The organism is Enterococcus sp. PF1-24 (genome assembly GCF_029893325.1).
In the GTDB taxonomy this organism is placed as follows: Bacteria; Bacillota; Bacilli; order Lactobacillales; family Enterococcaceae; genus HY326.
Genome location: NZ_JARXWL010000005.1, coordinates 125,956 through 144,728 on the forward strand (window position 1 = coordinate 125,956; position 18,773 = coordinate 144,728).

An 18,773-nucleotide genomic window follows, 5' to 3' on the forward strand; every position below is an offset into this window, starting at 1 on the left:
GTATGATTGCTCCCAAGGCTTTTTGCTAATTTCGATTTTATTCACCGCCGGATTCTGGTGCCGGTGTCGGTGGTTCTGGTATCTCTGGTTCTGTTTCTGAAGCCGGTGGTTCCGTTTCAGGCGTTGTTGATGAAGCGGGCGGCTCTGTTGATGACTCTGATGAAGAACTTGAGCTAGATGAGCTACTGCTGTCAGAGCTACTACTATCAGGATTATCTTTATCCTTATCTTTGTCTTTGTCAGCGTCTTTATCTTTATCCTTGTCTTTATCAGCTTCTTTTCCTTGACCGCTCCAATAACTATCATAGTTAGCCATGGTGCCACCTAAACCAAATTGATATTTGGAAGTAGGAACATCTTGGGTTGCCCATAAAGAAAGAATATCTTTACCAGGATCTTGAATGGTTGCTCCATTATGTTGGAAACTCCCTTTTTTCAAGCCAGTAAAGCTAGATACATAGACAGAGTTAACATCAGGCGCTAATTCAAATTTACGATCAACTGCGAAAATTCCGCTATTTGCTTGATAAAGCCGAGTAGTTAAGTAAGCCATAAAGCGACCTGAGCGAGCTCCGGTATCACCATACATAACAGCATTGTTATCTTTACCTGACCAATTACTTAAAGTTACAGCTGGATTAGAGACAATTAACCAAGAGTCAACATTATTTTCAGAAGTCCCTGTTTTACCAGCCCAGCTAGTGTTCGCTAAATTACCATCTAAACTATATAAAATATTTTTGTAGCTAGTTGTGATTCCAGCATCGATGACGCTCTTTGTGATATCCATCATAATTGAAGCAGCGGCTGGCGAGTAAACTTGCACTGGATCCGCTTCATGTTGATAAATTACATTGCCTTGATTATCAACAATTGATTCAATCATATAGCCTTCTTGATAAACACCATTGTTAGCTAAAGTTTGATAGGCATTAGTCATATCTAAAGTTGTAATGACTGTTGAACCTAAAGCGGCAGATTCTTCTTGCCAACTGTTATCACTAATAGGAAAGTTCATTTTTGATAAATAATTATCATAAACAAAATTAGCCGAACCCATTTTCTTTTGTAGATCACGATAAGTATTTACCGCTGTATTATTACTAGAAACTTGTAAAGCTTTACGGACGGTTTGGAAAGTGTTGCTGGCGGTTCCGCCAGCGTTACTAACTGGTGAACCGTTGGTGTAAGTAGTACTGTAATCAGAGATTAACGATTCCGAACCAATCATTCCTTGATCAATTGCTGGTCCGTAAACAAAAGGTGGTTTTGCTGTAGAACCAGATTGTCGCATCGTATCAAGAGCGTGATTGTTTTCGCTAGTACCATAATCGCGACCACCTAAAAAGGCTAAAATCTTACCAGTAGAGTTTTCCATTAAAACACTACCTGTTTCGACAGGAATACCTGAACCGTCATCTAACATATAACCATAATCGTTAACGGCAGCTTCCATCGCATCATAAAGGCTACGGTCAATCGTTGAAGTTACCGTATAGCCGCCATTCTCTAATTCCCGACGGGCTTTTGTACGATAGCTTTGGTAAGTTGTTTCTTCAGCAAATTTTTCTTTTGAAATACCATCAGCTTCAGCATTGTGTTTAGCTAAAGTTTCTACTGAAGCATCTAAAACAGCATAATATAAAAAGCCATGATTATTGGTTTCTACTGTTTGTTGTGGTAAAAAGTCTTGCGATAAATCATAAGCTTTGGCTTCTTCGTACTCTTCTTTAGTAATGATTTTTTCTCGATACATGTTGAAAAGCACAAAATCTTTACGTTCTAAACCATATGAATAGTCTTCTTTTAACTCACCTGTGTTAGTGAAAGGGGAGTAGACAATCGGACTTTGTGGTAAGCCAGCGATAAATGCCGCCTGGGCTAAATTAACTTCGGAAGCTTTTACCCCGAAAATTCCTAAAGCTGCTTCTTGAACACCCGCAATATTTTGGCCTTTATTATTTCGGCCAAAAGGTGAGATGTTTAAGTAAGTTGTTACGATTTCATCTTTACTATAAAATTTCTCAGCATGAGCAGCTAACAAAATTTCATTGGCTTTCCGTTGAAAAGTTGTTTCGTCTGTTAAAACTTGCTGTTTGATTAACTGTTGCGTTAAAGTTGAACCCCCAGAAGAACCGATTCCAGTAGCTTCTGAGATTAAGGCCCGTAAAACGGCTTTCGGGACAAAACCTTTATGTTTATAGAAATGCTCATCTTCTGTACTAATAATGGCATTTTTCAAAAGATCAGAGATTTCATCAGAAGCAACGGTTGTTCTGACTAAATCAGAACTAATTGTCGCGATTCGTTCACCATTGGCATAAGTAATATGAGAAGTTTCGGTAATATTACCGAAAGCCCGATCATAACTTTCCTTATCTAATAAAGCTGTTTTTTCAACCAAAGAGGCAAAGTAGCCAGCCCCAACTCCGGCTCCTAAAGAACCTAATAAAATGATGGCAACTATGATGAAAATGAATACTGATTGAAAAACACGTAAAGTTACATTAGCGAAAAAGCTAACATCACCTTCAATTTTTTTCTGAGGTTTCTTTTGTTGATTGGGATTTTCACTAGCTGACAAAAGAAAATAACCACCTTTCCTACTATAAAAGCAGCGTCCTTTGTTTGTTAAGACAAACTTTTAACGCAATTAAAATTTCTTGATTAAAAAACTTTCTACCCGTCATTATACCAAATAAGCGATTCATTGGGTAGTAATCAAAGAGAAACTTATAAAATATCCCCAATTTTAAACTAATGTTCGTTAAAATCAGGATTATTTTTAAAAAAGTTGCTGTTAAATGCTAAATTTCAAAAAAGAAGGCTGGAAATTAGTAAAAAAACTTAGGTAAATTAAGCTGAACTACTTTTATTTCTTTTTCATTTCAGTTAAGATAAATAGGTATATATAAAATTTGTTAAAGAAATTTTAGTTAAGTAAGTTGTTAGTGCTTGAAATGTATGAGTAATCAGCATTTTTGCCAAAAAAGCTAACGACTGCATATTATTAGGAGGAATAAAAATGAGTTCAGACTTTTTTCAAGAGCTGAAGCAGCGGGGATTAGTTCATCAAGTAACGGATGAAGCTGCCTTAGAAAAACAATTAAACGAAGAGTCTGTGAAGTTATATATAGGTTTTGACCCAACGGCTGATAGCTTACATATCGGGCATCTATTACCAATTTTAACTTTACGTCGTTTTCAACAAAATGGTCATGTGCCAATTGCCTTAGTTGGTGGTGGGACGGGCATGATTGGCGATCCTTCCTTTAAGGACGCTGAGCGCCAACTGAATACTTTAGATACCGTTAAAAACTGGTCACAAAGTATTAAAAATCAATTATCACGTTTTATTGATTTTGAAGATGAAAAAAATCCAGCGATTATTGCCAATAACTACGACTGGTTAGGAGAAATCAGCTTAATTGATTTCTTACGGGATGTAGGTAAAAACTTTACAATTAACTACATGATGAGTAAAGAAAGTGTGAAACGCCGGATCGAAACGGGGATTTCTTACACTGAATTTGCTTACCAATTACTACAAGCTTATGATTTCTTGAATTTATATGAAAAACATGGTTGCCTATTACAATTAGGTGGTAGTGATCAATGGGGCAACATCACTTCAGGTATTGAATTATTGCGTCGTGAAAAAGAAGTGCAAGGTTTTGGTTTAACCATGCCTTTAATTACTAAAGCTGACGGTACGAAATTTGGTAAAACTGAAGGAAACGCCGTTTGGTTAGATGCTGATAAAACTTCACCTTACGAATTTTATCAATTCTGGATTAATACCGATGATCGCGATGCGGTGAAATTCTTGAAATACTTCACTTTCTTAACGATTGAAGAAATTGCTGAAATTGAAGCTGCCTTTACAGCTGCGCCAGAACAACGGGCAGCCCAAAAAGCTTTAGCGAAAGAAGTAACGACTTTAGTTCATGGTGAAGCAGCTTACCAACAAGCCGTGCATATTTCTGAAGCGCTATTTAGTGGCGATTTGAAAAATCTAACGGCTGAAGAAATTCAACAAGGCTTTAAAGATGTTCCTAGTTATGAAGTTCAAGCGACTGATAGCTTGAATTTGGTAGATTTGTTAATTACCGCCGGCATTGAAGCTTCTAAACGTCAAGCAAGAGAAGATATTCAAAACGGTGCGATTTACTTAAATGGTGAACGAAAACAAGAACTTGATTACGTTTTAACTGCTGAAGATAAAATTTCTAATCAATTTACGGTTGTTCGTCGTGGGAAGAAAAAATATTTCTTGTTGAAATTTTAAAAATTAATTATGTTGAAACTGGGTTGACTACTGATGTTAAGTGGCCCAGTTTCTTTTTTACAAGGATATTTGGAGGATATTTATGGGAGAAGTTTTAAAAAATACTGGGGCATTATTTGCAATTTTATTACTAGGTTATTTGTTGAAAAGATTAGATATTTTAAGTAAAGATGACGGTTCACGGCTTTCAATTATTATTTTAAATGTAACTTTGCCGGCTGCGGTCATTAATAATTTAGCTACGCTGCAAATTGATCCGAAATTATTGATTTTAGCTGTGCTGGGCATTCTTTTTAATTTGTTGTTAATTATTATCGGCTATTTTTCAGCAACGAAAAAAACTTTGCCACAACAAAAGTTTTTAATGTATAGTGTTTCTGGTTATAATATTGGAAATTTTACGATTCCTTTCACGCAAGCTTTTTTACCAGCTGCTTTGCCGCTGTTGGCTTTGTTTGATTTAGGCAATAGTGTGATGTTGGCAGGCGGTACGACTTTAGCGATTGATGCGTTAACTAAAGATGGCGAAAGTAATAATTTTATCGGAGTTGTTAAAAAATTATTTGGTTCACCGACTTTTTTGACCTATTTAATTATGTTTGGCTTACGTTATTTTGAAATTACGATTCCTAGCGCTGTTTTGTCGGTAACAACAATTGCTGGTGGCGCTAATACGTTTCTTTCGATGTTTATGATTGGTTTATTTTTAGATTTGTATTTACCTAAAGATTTTCATCAAGGGGTAGTTAAAGTTTTAGGAGTGCGCTATTTAACCGGAATTGTTATGGGCTTGATAATTGTTTTACTACCGCTGCCACAAATGCTAACGATTGTTTTATGTTTATTGTGTGTGGGGCCGATGAGCACGTTTGGCGTGATTAACAGTGTTAAAGCTGGCATGGCCGAAGAAGCGGTAGGTTTTGCTTCCTCAGCTAGTTTTTTGATTAGCTTTTTATTGATGACTGGCGTCTTAATGGTATTTTTATAAGCATAATAGTTGTTTCAAAGCAGAAAGTTCGCTATGTTTAAAGTAACGAAATCGCAGATGAAAAGGAGCAAAAAAATGCTAATTGGATCACATGTAAGTATGAGCGGTAAAAAAATGTTATTAGGGGCAGCTGAAGAAGCCGCTAGCTATGGCGCAACCACTTTTATGATTTATACTGGTGCCCCGCAAAATACTCGCCGTAAAAGCGTGGAGGAAATGAATATTGAGTTAGGGCAAGCTTTTATGCAAGAGCATAACTTAACGCACATGGTGGTACATGCCCCTTATATTATCAATTTAGGCAACACTATTAAACCGGAAAATTTTGGTTTTGCGACGCAATTTTTAAGAGAAGAAATTCAACGGGCGCAAGCTTTAGGTGCAACTCAAATTACTATGCACCCAGGGGCTCACGTTGGCGCTGGCGTTGATGCGGGGTTACAACAAATTATTAAAGGTTTAAATGAAGTGCTTACTAAAGAACAAATTCCTCAAATCGCTTTAGAAACTATGGCGGGAAAAGGCACGGAGCTAGGGCGGAATTTTGAAGAGTTAGCGACGATTATTAATGGTGTGACGTTAAATGAAAAACTTTCTGTGACGATTGATACTTGCCATTTAAACGATGCCGGTTATAACGTAAAAGAAGATTTTGACGGGGTACTAAAAGAATTTGATGATGTAATTGGCTTAGATCGTTTAAAAGTTGTTCACGTCAACGATTCTAAAAATCCTCGCGGTGCTGGTAAAGATCGCCACGCCAATCTTGGTTTTGGTACGATTGGTTTTGAGGCTTTAAATAAAGTGGTTCATCATCCGCAATTGATAGAGCTACCTAAAATTTTAGAGACACCTTATGTGGGGCCCGATAAAAAAACAGCTTATGCCCCTTATAAAAAAGAAATTGCGATGTTAAAAGCGCAAACTTTTGATGAAACAGCTTTCCCCGAAATTGATTATCAGGTGTAAAAAGGTTTTATTAGCTGTTAAATGGAGTTGAAAGTAACTTAATTGAGCTTTTTCAGAAGATTTTTAAGAGAAAATGAATTTTTTTAAGAAAACTGCTTTTCTTTTTCTACAAGTTCTAGTAGAATAATTTCTTGAGAGCAATTTATTAGAGAGGAGAGATTTAATTATGTCAACAGGAATGGTAATTCTAATCGCGGTTATCGCTTTGGCTGTGGGAGCAGTTGGTGGTTTCTTTATCGCAAGAAAATATTTAGAAAAATATCTGCAAGAAAATCCTCCTTTTAATGAGGAATTAGTACGTACAATGATGCAGTCAATGGGGCAAAAGCCTTCTGAGAAAAAAGTTCGTCAAATTACAGCTCAATTACAAGGTCAAGCTAAGAGCCAAAATGCTAAAGACAAAAAAGCTAAGTAATTTTTGAATTTTTTAAGACACACGTATGTAAAACGAGCAGAATTTTTCTGGTCGTTTTTTTGTTGTCCAGCTGCACGAGCTCGCTCCGCTTTTCGGTGTTGTCCAACTGTGAGTGTCTGCATTTTTATTTTGTTCAAAAGTAATGATTTGCTCGATCATTGCTTGTCAGATTTTTATAGGAAAGGAGTTAATCGCAAAGGTTAACTAAAAAAGGAGGTACACGATGTCGATTTATCGAAAATTAGGTTGGTTTTTTAAGAAAGAGAAAAAAACTTATGTGGTTGGGGTAACAGCCCTGATTTTAGTAGCGCTTTTTCAATTGATTCCCCCAAAAGTAATTGGGATTATCATTGATGAAATTGCTCAAAAAGATTTCACGCTTAAAAAAATTACTTTATGGGTAGCTGTTTTAGCGGTTGCCGCTTTGTCACAATACATTTTCCGCTATATTTGGCGGGGAAGAATTTGGGGTGGTGCGGCTCGTTTAGAAAAAGAACTTCGCCAGCAATTATTTACTCATTTTACTAAAATGGATCATACTTTTTATCAAAAATATCGGACAGGGGATTTAATGGCTCATGCGACTAATGATTTAAGCGCAATTCAAAATGTTGCTGGGGTAGGGATTTTAACTTTTGCTGACTCGATTATTACCGGTGGTGCAACGATTATTGCGATGGTGATATTTGTTGATTGGCGTTTGACGCTGATTGCTTTAATTCCTTTGCCACTGTTAGCTGTAATGGCGCGGGTTTTAGGAACGAAGCTTCATGAAGCTTTTAGAGAATCGCAAGAAGCTTTTTCTGATTTAAATGATAAGACGCAAGAAAGTGTAACCGGCATTAAAGTTATCAAAACTTTTGGTCAAGAAAAAGAAGATTTAGATGATTTTATCAGCAAAACTGAAGCGTCAATTGTAAAAAATCGCCGAGTGAATTTTTTAGATGCATTGTTTGATCCGACGATTACTTTAATTATTGGTTGTGCTTATGTGCTGACGATTATTGTCGGCGGAAAATTTATTATGGACCAAACAATTACCGTTGGGCAGTTAGTTTCTTTTATTAGTTACATTGGGATGTTGGTTTGGCCGATGTTTGCGATTGGTCGTTTGTTTAACGTTTTAGAGCGGGGCAATGCCAGCTACGACCGGATTAATGAGTTACTGCATGAAAAAAGCCATATTGTTGAAAAAATGGCGGCTGTTAATCAGCCAGCTAAAGGTCAATTAACCTATGATATAGTTAACTTTAAATATCCTGATGCTGAAAAAGCGACTTTGGAAGACTTACATTTCAAAATTTCTGAAGGCGGTACTTTAGGCATTGTTGGTAAAACTGGTGCGGGTAAGACCACGATTTTGAAATTATTAATGCGAGAATATGATAATTATCAAGGGGAAATTACGATTGGCGATGTTGATGTTAAAGACTACAGTTTAGATGCGTTATTGCAATCAACGGGCTATGTGCCACAGGATCATTTCTTATTTTCCATGACGATTCGCGATAACATTCGTTTTGCTAATCCTGATTATACGCAAGCTCAAGTGGAAGAGGCGGCTGCGTTAGCCTTTATTGATGAAGATATTAAAGAATTGCCTGAAAGTTATGACACGATGGTAGGAGAACGCGGTGTATCTCTATCAGGTGGGCAAAAACAACGGATTTCAATTGCCCGTGCGTTAATTGTCAATCCTGAGCTACTGATTTTAGATGATGCTTTATCAGCGGTTGATGCTAAAACCGAAGAAGCGATTTTAACGAATTTGAAAGCTTATCGGGCAGATAAAACGACTATTATTGCTGCTCATCGTTTAAGCAGTGTGATGCACGCTCAAGAGATTATCGTTGTTGATGAAGGAAAAATTGTTGAACGAGGAGATCACGAAAGCTTACTAGCTAACGATGGTTGGTACAATAAAATGTGGCGAAAACAACAACTAGAAGCTAAGATTGAAGGGAGTGACTAAGCTTTATGGAAGAAAAATATCAATCTGAATGGTCCAAATCCTTATCAATGAAGGAGCAAGGCCAGATCATTAAGCGTTTATTAAAATATACAAAACCTTTTAGAAAAACTTTTTTTACCGCAATTTTATTTGCGTTTGCTTTATCTATCGTCAACGTTTTGTTACCAAGAGTTATTCAAACCTTTATGGATGAATATTTAATGAATTATACAGCGACGACGCAAGTGATTCTTTACTTTGCTGCGTTATATTTATTAGGAGTTATTTTGAAAAGTGTCATTTGGTTTTTCCAATGGTTTCTCTATTCAAAGGCGTCATTGCAAACTTATCAACATATTCGCGTGAAACTTTTTGAAAAATTGCATACTTTAGGGATGCGTTATTTTGACCAGACACCAGCTGGCTCGATTGTTTCACGAGTGACCAATGATACAGAAACTCTCTTTGAATTTTGGTTTGTTTTTTTAACTGTTTTAACTGGGATTTTTGCGGTCATCTCTTCTTTTGTAGCGATGTTTCAAATTAATCAAAAAATTGCTTTGGCTAATTTATTATTTTTACCGATTTTACTAACGATTATTTGGTATTATCAAAAATATAGTTCACGAATTTATCGGAAAATGCGGGAAAAATTAAGTCAATTGAATACTAAATTAAATGAGTCGATTTCAGGGATGCAAATCATTCAACAATTTCGTCAAGAAAAACGTTTAGCCCAAGAGTTTGATAAAATTAACAATGAATATTTAGGTACTCGTTATAACATGATTCGTACTAATTCTTTATTGTTAAGCCCGGTAATTAGCCTATTGCATGCTTTAGCGGTAGCTTTAACTTTACAGCTTTTTGGTTTTGATACATTACATTCGCCAACTGAAGTCGGTTTGATTTATGCTTTTATCACTTATATTCAAAGTTTTTTCAATCCGATGTCGCAAATGATGGATTATTTAAGTATTTTTACCGATGGTTTGGTAGCAGGTAGTCGTATTTTAAAAATTATTGACACTGAAGAATATACCCCGCAACAAAATGCTGATGCCCAAGCAAAAATTTTAACTGGGAAAATTGAATTTAAAAATGTTAGTTTTTCTTATGATGGTAAAAACAATGTTTTAAATAATATTTCTTTTGTGGCTGAACCAGGTGAAACGATTGCTTTAGTGGGCCATACTGGTAGTGGGAAAAGTTCAATTATTAACGTCTTGATGCGTTTTTATGAATTTTACGAAGGTGAAATTCTACTGGATGATCAAGATATCCGCAATTTTTCTTTAACTGAGTTACGGGAAAAAATGGGCTTGGTGTTACAGGATGCCTTTATGTTTTATGGTGATATTGCTAGCAATATCCGCATGATGAATCCTAAAATAACCGATGAAGAAATTGTAGAAGCCGCTCGTTTCGTACAAGCTGATAAATTTATTGAAAGCTTACCGGATGATTATCATTCAAAAGTAATTGAACGGGGCGCCAGCTACTCTAGTGGTCAACGGCAGTTAATTTCTTTTGCCCGTACGATTGTGACGAATCCGAAAATTTTAGTTTTGGATGAAGCCACTGCTAATATTGATACGGAAACAGAAGGCCTGATTCAAGAAGGTTTGAAAAATATGCGTCAGGGTCGAACGACAATCGCGATTGCTCATCGCCTTTCGACAATTAAAGATGCCGATTTAATTTTAGTTTTAGATAAAGGTCGTGTGGTAGAGCAAGGTAATCACGATAGCTTATTACAAATTGATGGCTTATATGCTGATATGTATAAACTTCAAAATAATGAATATTAAAAATAACAGTGAGATTTTTCGGTTAAAGAAGAATCTCGCTGTTGTTTTTTACCCAGAAAAAATAGTTTGTCATAAAAAGAATTTAAAAATCGAAGAAGATACTTGAATTTTTTTCATTATTACTAAATAAATTTTTTGTTTACAAAAAAAATCGCGGGAAAAAGCTTTTTTGTAAATTTTTTCGAAAAATAACTTCTGAAAACGTTGACAACTTTCATTATTGACTGTAGAATTACCTTATAGTTTAATATGTGATGGATAGTGATTGTTTCGACAAGCTAAACCTAACAGTACCTAATGAATAGTAAGGGCCTCTACTCCTTGCTTTATGGGGTAGTGTTAGGTTTTTTTTATGGGGGGAGGGTAGATATTGCAAATCGAAAAGATTTTAAATAACAATGTCGTGATTACAAAAGATGATCAAGACAACGAAGTGATTGTGATGGGGTGCGGGTTGGCATTTAAGAAAAAGATTGGTGATCGCATTGAAAAAAGCTTAATTGACAAGGTTTATCGCTTGTCCAACGATGAACTATCACAAAAATTTCAAGAACTACTTCAAGATTTGCCGTTGGAATATTTGTCATTGGCAGATGAAATTATTGAGTACAGTAAGAGTGTTCTAGACAAGGATTTAAGTGAAGCAATCTACATTTCACTAACCGACCATATTCGAACTGCCATTGAACGAGTAGAAAATGGCATCAAAATTAGGAATGTGCTCCTTTGGGATATTAAACGCTTTTTTCCTAAAGAGTACAAAATCGGGATAAAGGCCATTGAAAAAATTGATAAAGAATATCATGTGGATTTACCCGAGGATGAAGCGGGCTTCATTGCATTACATTTGGTGAACGCCCAAACCGAAAACGACGAAATGAATGATATGTACGACTTAACGAAGACCATGCAAGATATTATGAACATCGTGAAGTACTTCTTCAAAACAACTTTTGATGAAGAGTCCGTTTATTTCTATCGTTTCACAACGCATCTACGCTTTTTCATCGCTAGAATGATGGCACATTCAACACACGAAGGCGAAACAGACGAGGAATTATTAGAAATTGTAAAAATGAAATATCATAACGCTTATCAGTGTGTACTACGAATTGCTGACTTTTTAGAAGAAAATTATGCTTATCAGATGTCGAGTGATGAAAGTTTGTATTTAACTATTCATATTGCCCGTTTGGTGCAAAAAAATAGTTGATAAATAAAAATTTGAAACAAGGAGGGTCGTTTCAAAACTGCAAGGAATTTTGATTAAAAGATACAATTTGGATAGTGACATTAAGTTGGCTAAACCTTCAATTAAAAGAAAAATTATTGGAGGAACAAAAAAATGGGAAAATATCATGATTTAGCAGAAAAAATTGTCGCAAATGTAGGCGGCAAAGAAAACATTAACAGTTTAACACATTGTATTACACGGCTACGCTTTAAATTGAAAGATGAAAGCAAAGCCAATGATGACGTACTGAAAAACATGGAAGGCGTTGTAACCGTGATGAAGAGCGGCGGACAATACCAAGTAGTTATTGGGAACCATGTACCTGCAGTTTATGAAGATGTGGTTAGTATCGCAGGTTTATCTGGCGAAACAGAAACACAAAGTGAAGAATCATCAGGAATTTTTAATACTTTGATTGATGTGATTAGTGGAACCTTCCAACCATTCTTAGGTGCTTTAAGTGCTGGCGGGATGATTAAAGGTTTGGTTGCCTTACTGATTGCTTTTGGCGTACTAACTACTGATAGTGGTACTTACATGGTTTTAAATGGTATTGGCGATGCAATTTTTAATTTCTTACCAATCGCAGTAGGGGTTTCCGCAGCGAAAAAATTCGGTGTTAATCAATATGTTGGTTTAGCCATCGGTGGCGCGTTAATGTATCCTAATCTGCAATTATCAGCTTTTCAAGCAGCAATGCCTGATGGCCCGTTATCTGTTTTATTTGCAGGAACAATGTTTGAAAGTCCAGTTTATACAACTTTCTTAGGAATTCCTTTTGTTGCAAATAACTATGCAAGTAGTGTTATTCCAGCATTATTAATTGTTTGGTTTGCAAGTAAAGTTCAAAAACTAATCAAACCAATTATTCCAGAAGTAATTAGTAACTTCTTTGTACCATTCTTTGTACTATTAATTGCTTTACCAGTTGGTTTCTTAGTAATTGGTCCAGTTATTACTATTTTAACAGGTTTGCTAGGTGCTGGTTTTGATGCATTGATGAACTTCTCACCATTACTATTTGGTTTAATCGTTGGTTTCTTCTGGCAAGTGTTAGTAATGTTTGGTTTACACTGGAGTTTGATTCCGTTAGCAATCATTCAATTGGGAAGCTTAGGGTATTCTACTGCTTTAATCGGAATGTTTGGTGCTAGCTTTGCGCAAACTGCAGCTGTAGCAGCAATGTACTTCAAGTTGAAAAATCCTAAAGAAAAATCATTGGTTATTCCAGCCGTTATTTCTGGTATTTGTGGGGTAACTGAACCTGCGATTTATGGTTTATCACTACCTAAGAAAAAACCATTTATCTTTTCTATGATTGGTGGTGCCGCTGGTGGTGCTTACATGTCAATTATGGGTGTTCGTTCATATGTAATGGGCGGTTTAGGTGTCTTTGGTATTCCAAGCTATATTAATCAAGAAACTGGGGATGCTACTGGTGCAATTCATGCAATTGTAGCAATTGTGATTTCTTCAGTGATTGGTTTTGTTTTAACTTACTTCTTCTGGAAAGATGACACAGTAGTTGAAGCTGCTGAAGTCGAAACAACAAAAACAATTACTAAAGAAGTAATTTCTACACCCGTTGAAGGAAAAGTTGCTCCTTTAAGCGAAGCAAAAGATGAAGCATTTTCAACAGGTGCATTAGGTCGTGGCGTTTTAATTTATCCAAAAGAAGGTAAAGTAGTTGCACCATTTGATGGCACAGTTATGACTCTTTTTCCAACAAAACATGCAATTGGTTTAATTTCTGACAATGGTATGGAACTATTAATCCATATTGGTTTAGATACTGTTCAATTAGAAGGTCAACATTTTGAAAGCTTTGTTCAACAAGGCGATAAAGTAAAAAAAGGTGATGTTTTAGTTACTTTTGATAAAGCAGCGATTGAAGCGGCTGGTTATAGTACAGAAACACCAGTCCTTGTAACGAACTCAAATGACTATTTAGATATTCTTGAACCACAAGCTACAGAAGTATCCTTTAATGATGACTTAATTACAGCTTTAACATAGTAAGTGTTGATTGCTGCAAAAAAAGAACTTTACATTCAAGTGATGATTGAAGGAGCGTTTTATAATGAAAAAAAGAATTTCTCTTAGTTTAGTTTTGGTTTCTCTATTAGCTTTTGCTGGTTGTGGTACAAGTACTACTGATACAAGTAGTACAGCTGCATCTACCGTTGAAAGTTCAGTAGTGGCAACTGAAGAACCACAAGAAGTGGTGCTCTATGTAACGCGCCACGGTAAAACAATGTTTAATACTGTTCATCGGGCGCAAGGTTGGTCAGATACACCACTAACTGATGCTGGTGTAGAGGTGGCTGAACAGTTAGGCGCTGGTTTAAAAGCTGAAGGGATTGAATTTGTTTCAGCTTACTCTAGTGATGCAGGTCGCGCTAGAGAAACGGCTCGTTTAGTATTAGAAAATAACGGCCAAGAAGATTTAGTTTTAAATGAAAGTTCAGATTTGCGAGAAGTTTGTTTCGGCGTTTACGAAGGCGACACAGATGAAAATATGTGGAATGCCATCGCTAAAGAGATGGGTTATGAATCACAAACTGCTTTATTTGAAGCTGGTGCTATTGATTTAGAAAAAGTAGTTGATGCTGTTGATGTGATTGACTCTGAAGCCGGTATGGCGGAAGATTTCGCAACAGTTAAAAACAGAATGCAAACTGAATTGAAAGCAATTGCTGAAGATACTGAAAAAGCTGGTGGGGGTAACGTGTTAGTTGTTGCTCATGGTATGTCAATTATGGCGATGATTTCTGATATGACAGATGAAGTGCCAGAAGGTGGCCAATTACCAAATGCTAGTGTAACTAAAATTGTTTATAAAGATGGCAACTTCACTGTAGAATCAGTAGGTAGCCTTGAATATGTTGAAAAAGGCGCAGAATAAATTTTTGTAAGTTGCAAAAAGAGGTTAGTTAGAAGGTCAATCAGACTTTCTACTAACCTCTTATTTCTAAAAAAGTTAATTTGGAATCCAAGAATCAGTGATTTTAAGAGCGTCAATCGGTTTGGCTTCACGCATAATGTCAACATTACTTTTGCGGTTATCAACAATTTGACCTAATTGAATGAGATGATTTAAGTTTTTTTGATAATTTTCTGCAAAAACAACAGAATACAGCACATCTAATAAATAGCAAATGGAAGTATTGGTAGTGAAATTGCCGATTTTTGAATAGAGCTTTTCCCGGGTAGTGATTGGTAATAGTGCATCACAGTGGCTGGATAAATAGTTTTCGCCAATGCTGGTAATCGCGATAATTTTAGCTTGTTTTTCTTTTAAAGCATCAACAGAACGACGAATCATGCTGTTTTCACCAGTGTAGGAAATTAAAATACAACAAGTTTCTTCAGAACAGTTGTAAGCTTCGTACATGCTTTCTCCGAAAGTAGTGGAGATGGCAACATTTTTGCCAATTCGATTCATTTTTAAAGCAAAGTCTTGAGAAATTAAAGTGTTGGCATTACTGGCAAAAATGCGAATTTGTTTTGCTGATAAAATCAGTTGTTTCGCTTTTTGTAAATCATCATGATGAATCAGCGATAATGTGTCTTCAATCGTAGTTTGCTCCAATTGAGCAATTTTTTTAGCAATTGTGGTAATACCATCACTGCTAGAAAAAGGTAGATTAGCATCAATGTCTGAAAAATGGGTATTCAAATATTGCCATTCTTCTAAGTAAGCTGTTTTTAATTCGGACCAACCAGAATATTCCAGTTTTTTAGCAATACGAATTAAAGTTGAGGGATGAGTGAAATTCTTTTTGGCGATTTCCTGAACGGTTAAATCTGCTAAAGTTTCTGGCGTCGTTAAAATATAATCCACAACGGTTTGCTCTGCAGCTGAAAATTTATGACTTTTCATTTTTTCTCTAATTAGCATTTTCCCACCTAAATTTTCTAAAAAACGTTTACTTATTTTTACAAAAATTATAATTTATTGTGAATGGAATGTAAAGGTAAATATCGTGATTAGTGAGTTAATTTACTTCCATATCAAATATTCGTAAATTCAATTTACAAAAATACTCTTTTGTTCTAGCGGTGGCGTAAATAATGTTTAAACTTCGATTTTTACAATTGCAAAACCTATTTACGTGAATGATAATAGATATGTAAATAAAACTAAGGAGAATCATTTTATGACTAAAGGTGTTAAAATTGCTACAATTGGTGGCGGTAGTTCGTACACTCCGGAATTGATGGAAGGTTTTATTAAACGTTACGATGAGCTACCTATTCGTGAAATTTGGTTAGTTGATGTGGAAGCTGGTAAAGAAAAATTAGAGATTGTCGGTAAAATGGCCCAACGGATGTGGGATGCATCCCCTTATGATGTAAAAATTCATATGACTTTAAGTCGTGAAGAAGCATTAAAAGATGCTGATTTCGTTACAACACAATTTCGTGTTGGGCAGTTAAATGCTCGTGTTAAAGATGAGCGTATCCCAGCTTATTATGGAATGATTGGTCAAGAAACGAATGGTGCTGGCGGAATGTTCAAAGCATTTAGAACGATTCCGATTATTTTAGAAATTGTAGAAGATATGAAGCGCCTTTGTCCTGATGCTTGGTTAGTCAATTTTGCCAATCCAAGTGGTATGGTGACTGAAGCCGTAGTTCGTTATGGTAAATGGGATAAAGTTGTCGGTTTATGTAATGTACCAGTGATGGCGATGATGACTGAACCTGAATTAATGGGTGTGAAAAAAGAAGACTTAATTTATAAGTTTGCTGGTTTGAATCACTTCCATTGGCACAAAGTTGCGGACGATAAAGGCAATGATATCACTTTAGAATTAATTGATAGAATGTATGAAGGAGACAGCGGTCTACCTAAAAATATTCATGATATTCCTTTCAACAAAGCCCAACTTCAACAGATGAAAATGATTCCTTGTGGCTATCACCGCTATTATTACATGGAAGAAGAAATGTTGGAGCATGCTTTAGAGGAATACAACGGCATCGGTACCCGCGCACAACAAGTCAAAGAAACCGAAGCTGAATTATTTGAGTTATACAAAGATCCTAACTTAAATTATAAACCTGAACAATTACAAAAACGCGGTGGCGCTTATTATTCTGATGCAGCTTGCGAAACTATTGCTTCTATTTATGGCAATAAAGATACGCAAATTGTTGTTTCAACTAAAAATGATGGTGCCGTACCTGATCTACCGGCTGATTGCGTGGTTGAGGTGACAGCTTACATTGGAGCGCAAGGGGCTCGTAATGTTGCCTTTGGTTCATTGCCACCAGCTGAACGTGGTTGGTTGCAAGTTATGAAAAATATGGAATTGTTAACAATTGAAGCTGCAGTAACGGGGGATTATGGTACAGCTTTACAAGCATTTACCATTAATCCGTTAGTTCGTTCTGGAAAAACAGCTGTAAGAATTATGGATGAACTATTTATCGCTCATAAAAAACATTTACCACAATTTGCAGAAACGATTGCTCGTTTAGAAGCTGAAGGGGTAACTGTTCAAGATGAAGTAGCACGAGCGTTAGATTAATAATTTATTATATAGAAAAACGAATACTAGAGAACGAGGAGATTTTACTTATGGGATTTAGAAAAGACTTTTTATGGGGTGGTGCAACTGCTGCCAATCAATGTGAAGGTGGCTATAACGAAGGCGGCCGTGGCTTAGCTAACGTGGATGTTGTTCCAATCGGTAAAGACCGTTTTCCAATTATTTCTGGACAAATGAAAATGTTTGATTTTGATGACGAACATTTTTATCCAGCACAAAATGCGATTGATATGTACCATCATTATAAAGAAGATATTGCTTTATTTGGAGAAATGGGTTTCAAAACTTACCGTCTTTCAATTGCTTGGACTAGAATTTTTCCAAATGGCGATGAAACTGAGCCAAATGAAGAAGGTTTGAAATTCTACGAAGATCTTTTCAAAGAATGTCATAAATATGGCATTGAACCTTTAGTTACCATTACTCACTTTGATTGTCCAATGCATTTAATTGAAAAATATGGTGCTTGGCGCAGTCGTAAATTAGTTGGTTTTTATGAAAATCTTTGCCGAGTAATTTTTAACCGTTATAAAGGCTTAGTTAAATACTGGTTAACTTTTAACGAAATTAACATGATTTTACATGCACCATTTATGGGCGCTGGTTTATACTTTGAAGAAGGCGAAAACGTTGAACAAGTTAAATTCCAAGCGGCTCATCATGAATTAGTTGCTAGTGCAATTGCTACAAAAATTGCTCATGAAGTGGATCCAGAAAACCAAGTGGGTTGTATGTTAGCAGCGGGTAATTACTATCCATATAGTTGTAAACCAGAAGACGTATGGGCTGGTAAACAAGAAGACCGCGAAAATTATTTCTTTATTGATGTACAATCTCGTGGAGAATATCCAGCTTATGCTTTGAAAGATATGGAACGTAAAGGTATTAAAATTGAAATGGCTGAAGGCGATGCTGAATTATTAAAAGAGCATACTGTTGACTTCATTTCATTCTCTTACTATGCTTCTCGTGTTGCAACAACTGATCCTGAATTATTGGAAAAAACAGCAGGCAACATTTTTGCTTCAGTTAAAAACCCTTATTTGGAAGCTAGTGAATGGGGCTGGCAAATTGACCCATTAGGTTTAAGAATCACAATGAATGATTTATATGATCGTTACCAAAAACCATTATTTATCGTTGAAAACGGCTTAGGTGCTGTTGATACACCAGATGAAAATGGTTATGTGGAAGATGATTATCGAATTGAATACTTAGCCGCTCACCTTAAAGCCATGAGAGATGCAGTTGAAATTGACGGCGTTGATTTATTAGGCTACACAACTTGGGGCTGTATTGACCTAGTTTCTGCGGGAACTGGCGAAATGAAAAAACGTTATGGCTTTATCTATGTTGACCGCGATAACGACGGCAACGGTACTTTGAAACGTACTAAGAAAAAATCATTTGATTGGTATAAAAAAGTAATTGCTTCTAATGGTGAAGATTTAAGTAAATAATTTAGGCTCTTTGTCAACTGGTGTTGGTGAAGAGAAAATCCAATAGAATAATTTGATTTTTGCAGTCAAGCAGCTTTCATTGCTTGACTGCTTTTTTCT

General features: G+C 36.0%; 13 protein-coding genes. 11 read left to right on the forward strand and 2 right to left on the reverse strand.

Going from position 1 to position 18,773, the window contains the following annotated elements; genetic code table 11:
- Positions 1 to 37: 37 nt before the first annotated feature.
- Positions 38 to 2,584, reverse strand: coding sequence for a transglycosylase domain-containing protein (locus M2139_RS03835; RefSeq protein ID WP_280737346.1), 2,547 nt, complete (start codon positions 2,582 to 2,584; stop codon positions 38 to 40).
- A 441-nt stretch (positions 2,585 to 3,025) separates the two neighbouring features.
- On the opposite strand from M2139_RS03835, the gene tyrS reads away from it, so the two are divergent.
- The 9 genes from tyrS to M2139_RS03880 all read left to right on the forward strand — a co-directional run bounded on the left by tyrS (position 3,026) and on the right by M2139_RS03880 (position 14,561).
- Positions 3,026 to 4,288 (forward strand): tyrosine--tRNA ligase, encoded by a 1,263-nt coding sequence (gene tyrS, locus M2139_RS03840; protein ID WP_280737347.1) that lies wholly within the window; start codon positions 3,026 to 3,028, stop codon positions 4,286 to 4,288.
- A gap of 82 nt (positions 4,289 to 4,370) precedes the next feature.
- Complete coding sequence (locus tag M2139_RS03845) at positions 4,371 to 5,276, forward strand: AEC family transporter (protein WP_280737348.1); 906 nt, start codon at positions 4,371 to 4,373, stop codon at positions 5,274 to 5,276.
- Between the two features lie 75 nt (positions 5,277 to 5,351).
- A complete protein-coding gene (locus M2139_RS03850) occupies positions 5,352 to 6,245 on the forward strand; it encodes a deoxyribonuclease IV (RefSeq protein WP_280737349.1) in 894 nt (297 codons plus the stop codon).
- Between the two features lie 163 nt (positions 6,246 to 6,408).
- Complete coding sequence (locus M2139_RS03855) at positions 6,409 to 6,660, forward strand: YneF family protein (RefSeq protein ID WP_280737362.1); 252 nt, start codon at positions 6,409 to 6,411, stop codon at positions 6,658 to 6,660.
- A 223-nt stretch (positions 6,661 to 6,883) separates the two neighbouring features.
- Positions 6,884 to 8,632: an ABC transporter transmembrane domain-containing protein gene (locus M2139_RS03860; RefSeq protein WP_280737350.1), complete on the forward strand. Its 1,749-nt coding sequence runs from the start codon at positions 6,884 to 6,886 to the stop codon at positions 8,630 to 8,632.
- A 5-nt stretch (positions 8,633 to 8,637) separates the two neighbouring features.
- Positions 8,638 to 10,422: an ABC transporter ATP-binding protein gene (locus M2139_RS03865; protein WP_280737351.1), complete on the forward strand. Its 1,785-nt coding sequence runs from the start codon at positions 8,638 to 8,640 to the stop codon at positions 10,420 to 10,422.
- Between the two features lie 370 nt (positions 10,423 to 10,792).
- Entirely contained in the window at positions 10,793 to 11,635 is an 843-nt protein-coding gene (locus M2139_RS03870; protein WP_280737352.1) for a PRD domain-containing protein, read from the forward strand.
- Between the two features lie 132 nt (positions 11,636 to 11,767).
- Positions 11,768 to 13,672 carry a beta-glucoside-specific PTS transporter subunit IIABC gene (locus M2139_RS03875; RefSeq protein ID WP_280737353.1) on the forward strand — a complete coding sequence of 635 codons (1,905 nt, stop codon included), beginning with the start codon at positions 11,768 to 11,770 and terminating at the stop codon, positions 13,670 to 13,672.
- 64 nt (positions 13,673 to 13,736) lie between these two features.
- Positions 13,737 to 14,561 (forward strand): histidine phosphatase family protein, encoded by an 825-nt coding sequence (locus M2139_RS03880; protein ID WP_280737354.1) that lies wholly within the window; start codon positions 13,737 to 13,739, stop codon positions 14,559 to 14,561.
- A gap of 75 nt (positions 14,562 to 14,636) precedes the next feature.
- Here M2139_RS03880 and M2139_RS03885 read toward each other — a convergent pair whose 3' ends face one another.
- On the reverse strand, positions 14,637 to 15,557 hold the full coding sequence (locus M2139_RS03885) for a MurR/RpiR family transcriptional regulator (RefSeq protein ID WP_280737355.1): 921 nt from the start codon (positions 15,555 to 15,557) through the stop codon (positions 14,637 to 14,639).
- 259 nt (positions 15,558 to 15,816) lie between these two features.
- Between M2139_RS03885 and M2139_RS03890 the strand changes: the two genes are divergently transcribed.
- Together M2139_RS03890 and M2139_RS03895 are read left to right on the forward strand one after the other, a co-directional pair.
- On the forward strand, positions 15,817 to 17,193 hold the full coding sequence (locus M2139_RS03890; protein WP_280737356.1) for a 6-phospho-beta-glucosidase: 1,377 nt from the start codon (positions 15,817 to 15,819) through the stop codon (positions 17,191 to 17,193).
- Positions 17,194 to 17,243: 50 nt separating this feature from the next.
- Complete coding sequence (locus M2139_RS03895) at positions 17,244 to 18,674, forward strand: 6-phospho-beta-glucosidase (RefSeq protein ID WP_280737357.1); 1,431 nt, start codon at positions 17,244 to 17,246, stop codon at positions 18,672 to 18,674.
- The last annotated feature ends 99 nt before the right edge of the window (positions 18,675 to 18,773 follow it).